This window comes from Bordetella petrii, assembly GCF_020991325.1.
Classification (GTDB): domain Bacteria; phylum Pseudomonadota; class Gammaproteobacteria; order Burkholderiales; family Burkholderiaceae_B; genus Bordetella_A; species Bordetella_A petrii_E.
The window spans coordinates 1-5,574 of the sequence record NZ_JAJMLX010000288.1 but is presented as its reverse complement, the minus strand read 5'-3'; the positions used below and the strand labels follow the sequence as shown (position 1 = coordinate 5,574).

Here is a 5,574-nt window from a genome sequence, read left to right as displayed (position 1 = left end):
AGGCCCGCGGCGATGCGGCCGCGGTCACGCAGGCCGCATGCATCGGCCGGATTGGCCGTCACCAAGGCCACGGCCTGCGGCAGGGTCAGGTCGCTTTGCGCGGCCACCGCGAAGGCGGCCGAGATCAGCGTGGACGGCTGGTAGTCCGAGCACAGGCAACTGGCCACGCCGGCCCGCACCGCGTCGATGGCCCGCATGGAACCGCTCTGGCTCTGGCCGCGCAGCACATTGGGCGCCCCCAGGATGGTGGGCAGGCCGCAGGACACGGCGGCGGTGGCCGTGTCCAGGTTGATGGGGAACTCGCTCATCGACACGCCCAGGTTGCGCATGGTGGCGATGCGCTGCACCGAATCGTCGTCGTGGCTGGCGGTGGGCACCCCAAGGCGGCGCGCATGCGCCAGCAAGGTCTCGACCCGGCGCGCCGCGCCATCGCGCGCCTGCAGCTTGGCGCGCGCGGCCTCTTCGGCTTCGTCGCGGCTCATGGCGTGGTTGCCCATCATGTATTGCAGGTAGGCTTCCAGCGTCTTGAACTGGCCCTGCCCCGGCGAATGGTCCATGACCGACAACAGGTTCACCACGCCTTCGTCCAGCAGGGCTTGCAGCACCGGCATGGCGGTTTCGTCGGTGATCTCGTAGCGGCAGTGCACGCGGTTGTCCACCAGGCTGTGCGCGCCGAAGGCATGCAGGGCGCGGGCCACCTGCGCGGCAGTCTGGTTGTTGCGCACGCCCCATTCGTTATTGGCGAACGACAGCGCATGAAACGGCGTGGTGATGCCCGCCGCGGCATTGCGCCGGTCGACCTGGGCCACCGCGAAATCCAGCGGGAACAGCACGCGCGAACGGGGTTCGGCCTCTTTCTCGATGGCGTCGCAATGCAGGTCGATCAAGCCGGGCAGCAGGGTCTGCCCCTGCAGGTCGACGACTTGCGCGCCGCGCGCGCCGGCGGGCTCGATGGCCGCGATGATGCCGTCCTCGATCAGGACGGCACTGTCGGGCAGCACCGCATCCGGCAGCACGACGCGGGCATGGGTGAGGTACAGGGCAGGCATGGCTACTCCAGGGCGCCGGCAGACACGGCCGGCTGGATGGGCAGGATGCGCGTGGCGACTTCGTCGCGCACGGCTTCGTCATGGAAAATGCCGATCAGGCAGCGGCCCGCGGCCACGGCTTCGCGGATCAGGGCGACCACCACGGCGCGGTTCTCGGCGTCCAGCGAGGCGGTGGGCTCGTCCAGCAGCAGCACCGGATGGCCGCCGATGAAACCGCGGGCGATGTTCACGCGCTGCTGCTCGCCGCCCGAAAACGTGGCGGGCGGCAGCGCCCACAGGCGCTGCGGCACATTCAGGCGGCGCAGCAGCACGGCCGCCTGCTCGCGCGCGGACTCGATGTCCACCCCGCGTTCGCGCAAGGGCTCGGCCACGACGTCCAGGGTGCCCACCCGCGGAATCACCCGCAGGAACTGGCTGACATAACCGATGACATCGCGGCGCAGCCGCAGAATCTGCTGCTCGGGCGCGCCCGACAGTTGCACCCAGGTACCGCCATCGCGCACCCGGATGCTGCCCTCGGTGGCCAGATAGTTGCCATACAGGCAGCGCAGCAGCGTGCTCTTGCCGGTGCCCGAAGGCCCGGACAGCACCAGGCAATCGCCCGGGCCGGCATCGAAATCCACACTGTGCAGCACCGGCAGGCGAATGCCGCCCTGGTTGTGCAGGGTGAACATCTTGCCCAGGCCGCGCACCTGGATCAGGGAAGTCGTTGCGTTCATGGAATTCAACTCTGCAAAATGGAAGACACCAGCAATTGCGTATACGGATGCTGCGGATCGTCCAGGATCTGGTCGGTCAGGCCGCTTTCCACCACGCGGCCGCCGCGCATCACCAAGGTGCGGTGGGCCAGCAGGCGCGCCACGGCCAGGTCGTGGGTTACCACGATGGCGGCCAGCTTCAGGTCGGCCACCAACTGGCGGAGCAAGTCCAGCAGGCGGGCCTGCACCGACACGTCCAGCGACGCCGTGGGCTCGTCCATGAACACCATGCGCGGGTGCGTGACCAGGTTGCGGGCGATCTGCAGGCGCTGCTGCATGCCGCCCGAGAACGCCGCGGGCGCATCGTCCAGGCGGCCCGCGTCGATTTCCATTTTGTTCAGCCACGTGCCGGCCTGCTGGCGCAGGCTGCCATAGTGGCGTTGTCCCACCGCCATCAGGCGTTCGGCGATATTCGCGCCCGCGCTGACCTGCATGCGCAGGCCATCGCGCGCATTCTGGCGCACGAAGCCCCAGTCGGTACGCGACAGCAAGCGCAGGTGGGCGGCCGACAGCGAAGCCAGGTCCACAAAGCCGCGGTCGCGCATGTCGTACCACACGCTGCCGGACTGCGGCCGCGCCTGCCACGATACGGCCTGCAGCAGGGTGCTCTTGCCCGAACCGGACTCGCCCACCACGCACAGCACTTCGCCCGGGTGCAGGTCGAAACTGATGTCGCGGCAGCCATGCACGCCGTCCCAGGTGCAGGTCATGTCGCGCACGGAAAGCAAAGGTTGGCTGTTCATGCCGCGGCCTCCTCGGTGGCGCCAGCCGTGCCGGCATGGCCGGCGGCCTGGCGGTCGGCGCAATACTCGGTGTCGGAACACACGTAGCGGCGCGTGCCCTGGTCATCCAGGATGATCTCGTCCAGGTAGCTCTGGCGCGACCCGCACAGCTCGCAGCAGTGGTCCCACTGCTCGACCTGGAACGGATGGTCTTCGAAATCCAGGCTTTTCACCCGCGTGTAGGGCGGCACGGCGTACACGCGCTTTTCGCGGCCGGCGCCGAACAGCATCAGCGCCGGGCTGCCGTCAAGCTTGGGGTTGTCGAACTTCGGGATGGGCGAAGGCCGCATCATGTAGCGGCCGTTGACGATGACCGGGTAATCGTAGGTGGTGGCAATGCGGCCATGCTGCGCGATGTCTTCGTACAGCTTCACGTGCATGCCGCCGTACTCGGCCAGGGCGTGCATGGTGCGGGTCTCGGTTTCGCTGGGCTCCAGCCAGCGCAGCGGCTCGGGAATAGGCACCTGGTACACCATCACCTGCCCCTCGCGCAGCGGGGTTTCGGGAATGCGGTGGCGTGTCTGCACGATGGTGGCTTCGCGCGTGGATTCGGTAGTGCGCACGCCGGTGACGCGGCCGAAGAAGCGGCGGATATTGATGGCATTGGTGGTGTCGTCGGACCCCTGGTCTATCACCTTCAGCACGTCGTCGGTGCCGATGATGGCGGCGGTGACCTGGATTCCGCCCGTGCCCCAGCCATAGGGCAGCGGCATTTCGCGGCTGCCGAAGGGCACCTGGTAGCCGGGGATGGCAACCGCCTTCAGCAGCGCCCGGCGCAGCATGCGCTTGGTGGATTCATCCAGATAGGCAAAGTTGTAGTGGTCGTCGCGGACGACCGTGGATGGGCTGGAACTCATGGCGACAGGGCCTCGTCGGCAATGGCGGTGGGCGCCGCGGCGGGCGCGGCGGCGGGTTGGGCGGCGGGTTCCGCCCGGCTACGCGCGGCCTGCTGTTCCTGCCGCAGGCGGCGCAACAGTTCCAGGTTGGCCTGGAAATCCACGTAGTGCGGCAATTTCAAGTGCTGCACGAAACCCGAGGCCTCGACGTTGTCGCTGTGGTACAGCACGAACTCGTGGTCGTTGGCCGGCGAATCGGCGGCCTCGCCCAGTTCCTGCGCTTTCAGCGAGCGGTCCACCAGCGCCATGGACATGGCCTTGCGCTCGCCGTAGCCGAATGTCAGGCCATAGCCGCGCGTGAACCTGGGCGCTTCGCCGGCATTGCCGCCGAACTGGCTGACCATCTGGCATTCGGTCAACTCGATTTCCCCCACCGTAACGGCAAAGCCCAGTTCTTCGATGAACATCTCCACTTCCAGCGTGCCGTAGCGGATCTCGGCCGCGAAGGGATGGGTGTTGCCGTAGCCGCGCTGCGTGGAATACCCCATGGACAGCAGAAAGCCTTCGTCGGCGCGCGCCAGGTTCTGCAGGCGCGCGGCGCGCTCGGCCGGAAACGCCAGGGGTTGGCGGGTCAGGTCGAAAGGCGCGGCATCGCCCGGCGGGATGCCTTCCTGGTCGACCAGGTCATCATGCTGCAGCAGGTCGGTCACGCGCGGCATCGACGCGGGCAGCGTCCGTTCGGCCGGCGCCAGCGGTTCGGCCGCGCCGCCCTCTTCTTCCAGCGAGAAATCCAGCAGGCGCTGCGTGTAGTCGTAGGTGGGGCCCAGGATCTGGCCGCCCGGCACGTCTTTGAAGGTGGACGAGATGCGGCGCTGCAGGCGCATGCAGGCGGTATCCACCGGCTGCGTATAGCCGAAGCGCGGCAGCGTGGTGCGGTAGGCGCGCAGCAGGAACACCGCCTCGATCACATCGCCAGCGGCCTGCTTGATGGCCAGCGCGGCCAATTGCGGGTCATACAGCGCCCCTTCGGCCATGACGCGGGACACGGCCAGCGGCATTTGCTGACGGATCTGCGCCAGCGTCAGCTCGGGCACGCCCGGGTCGCCGCGGCGATAGGCGTCCAGCATGCGATAGGAATTCAGGATGGCGCGTTCGCCCCCTTTGACGGCTACATACATGTCAGCCCTCCGCGATGACGGTGCGCGGCAGCCCGCACAACTGGTTGCCCCGGATCAGGAACACATCCACGCCCAGGGGAAAGATCTGGTGGTTGGCGCGCCACTGCTCCCAGAAACCCGCGGGCAGCCCGGCGGCGCGCAAAATGCGCTGTGTCTGGATGCCCGGCCCCGCCAGCGTCACGGCCGGGCCGGCTTCCAGCGACTCGACTTCCAGCAGCAAGGTGGTGGACAAATCGGGATACGCCGGGTCGCCCGGATGGCAGCGGTTGAGGTCGGGCGCGGCATGGCCGGCCGGCACCGCGGCCAAACGCGCCTGCGACGGATCGTCCACCAGCGGGCAGCCGCAATGAAAGCGCAGGAACTGGCGCACGGCGTCGTCCACGCCGGCCGGCAGCCATACCGGCGCGTCTACATCGGCCAACGCCAGCAGCATGGCCGTCATGCCGGCCGACAGGCCGGGAGGCACGCCGCAATCGGCCGCGACGGGCTGTACGCTGCCCGGATGGGCCAGGGCCTGCAGCGCTGCGCGGAAGGTCAGCTGCGACTGCGCGACGGCATCGGTAAAGCCCGCGGCGGGCGGCGCCGCGGAAGCGGTGGTTTGCGCATGCATCATGTCAGTCCTCCCCCCGCACCATCGTGAAGAACTCCACCTGCGTCTGCGCGGCCACCTGCGCCTGGCGGCGCGCGCGCTCGGCATGGGCACGCGCCAGCGGCTTGATCACGCCGGCCTGTATGCGGTCGTGCCAGGCGTCTTGCTGCAGCAGTGCGTCCAGCACCGCCGCGTGTTCGGCATGGCGCCGTGAACGGCCGGGCACATAGCCCACTCCCATCGTGCCGTCGTCCAGCGTGACGGCGCAGCGCGTAATGGTCATCTCGCCCAGGTTGAACTGCGCGCCGGTGCCGCCGGCGCGGGCCCGCACCATGGCCATGCCGCTTTCGGCGGGGCGCAGCGTGTTGTGCGCCGGCAGGGC

Annotated in this window: 7 protein-coding genes; all 7 read right to left on the bottom strand. The window is 68.6% G+C overall.

Annotated elements, in window-relative coordinates; genetic code table 11:
- On the bottom strand, window positions 1-1,049 hold a 1,049-nt coding region (locus tag LPZ50_RS21055), incomplete at its 3' end, for an alpha-D-ribose 1-methylphosphonate 5-triphosphate diphosphatase (RefSeq protein ID WP_230664639.1).
- A 2-nt stretch (window positions 1,050-1,051) separates the two neighbouring features.
- On the bottom strand, window positions 1,052-1,768 hold the full coding sequence (gene phnL, locus LPZ50_RS21050) for a phosphonate C-P lyase system protein PhnL (protein WP_230664637.1): 717 nt from the start codon (window positions 1,766-1,768) through the stop codon (window positions 1,052-1,054).
- 5 nt (window positions 1,769-1,773) lie between these two features.
- Complete coding sequence (phnK, locus tag LPZ50_RS21045) at window positions 1,774-2,550, bottom strand: phosphonate C-P lyase system protein PhnK (protein ID WP_230664635.1); 777 nt, start codon at window positions 2,548-2,550, stop codon at window positions 1,774-1,776.
- A complete protein-coding gene (locus LPZ50_RS21040) occupies window positions 2,547-3,446 on the bottom strand; it encodes an alpha-D-ribose 1-methylphosphonate 5-phosphate C-P-lyase PhnJ (protein WP_230664633.1) in 900 nt (299 codons plus the stop codon). The genes phnK and LPZ50_RS21040 overlap by 4 nt, the downstream gene beginning before the upstream one ends.
- Complete coding sequence (locus LPZ50_RS21035) at window positions 3,443-4,603, bottom strand: carbon-phosphorus lyase complex subunit PhnI (protein WP_230664631.1); 1,161 nt, start codon at window positions 4,601-4,603, stop codon at window positions 3,443-3,445. The genes LPZ50_RS21040 and LPZ50_RS21035 overlap by 4 nt, the downstream gene beginning before the upstream one ends.
- A 1-nt stretch (window position 4,604) precedes the next feature.
- On the bottom strand, window positions 4,605-5,213 hold the full coding sequence (gene phnH, locus LPZ50_RS21030) for a phosphonate C-P lyase system protein PhnH (RefSeq protein ID WP_230664641.1): 609 nt from the start codon (window positions 5,211-5,213) through the stop codon (window positions 4,605-4,607).
- A 4-nt stretch (window positions 5,214-5,217) separates the two neighbouring features.
- On the bottom strand, window positions 5,218-5,574 hold a 357-nt coding region (phnG, locus tag LPZ50_RS21025), incomplete at its 5' end, for a phosphonate C-P lyase system protein PhnG (protein ID WP_230664629.1).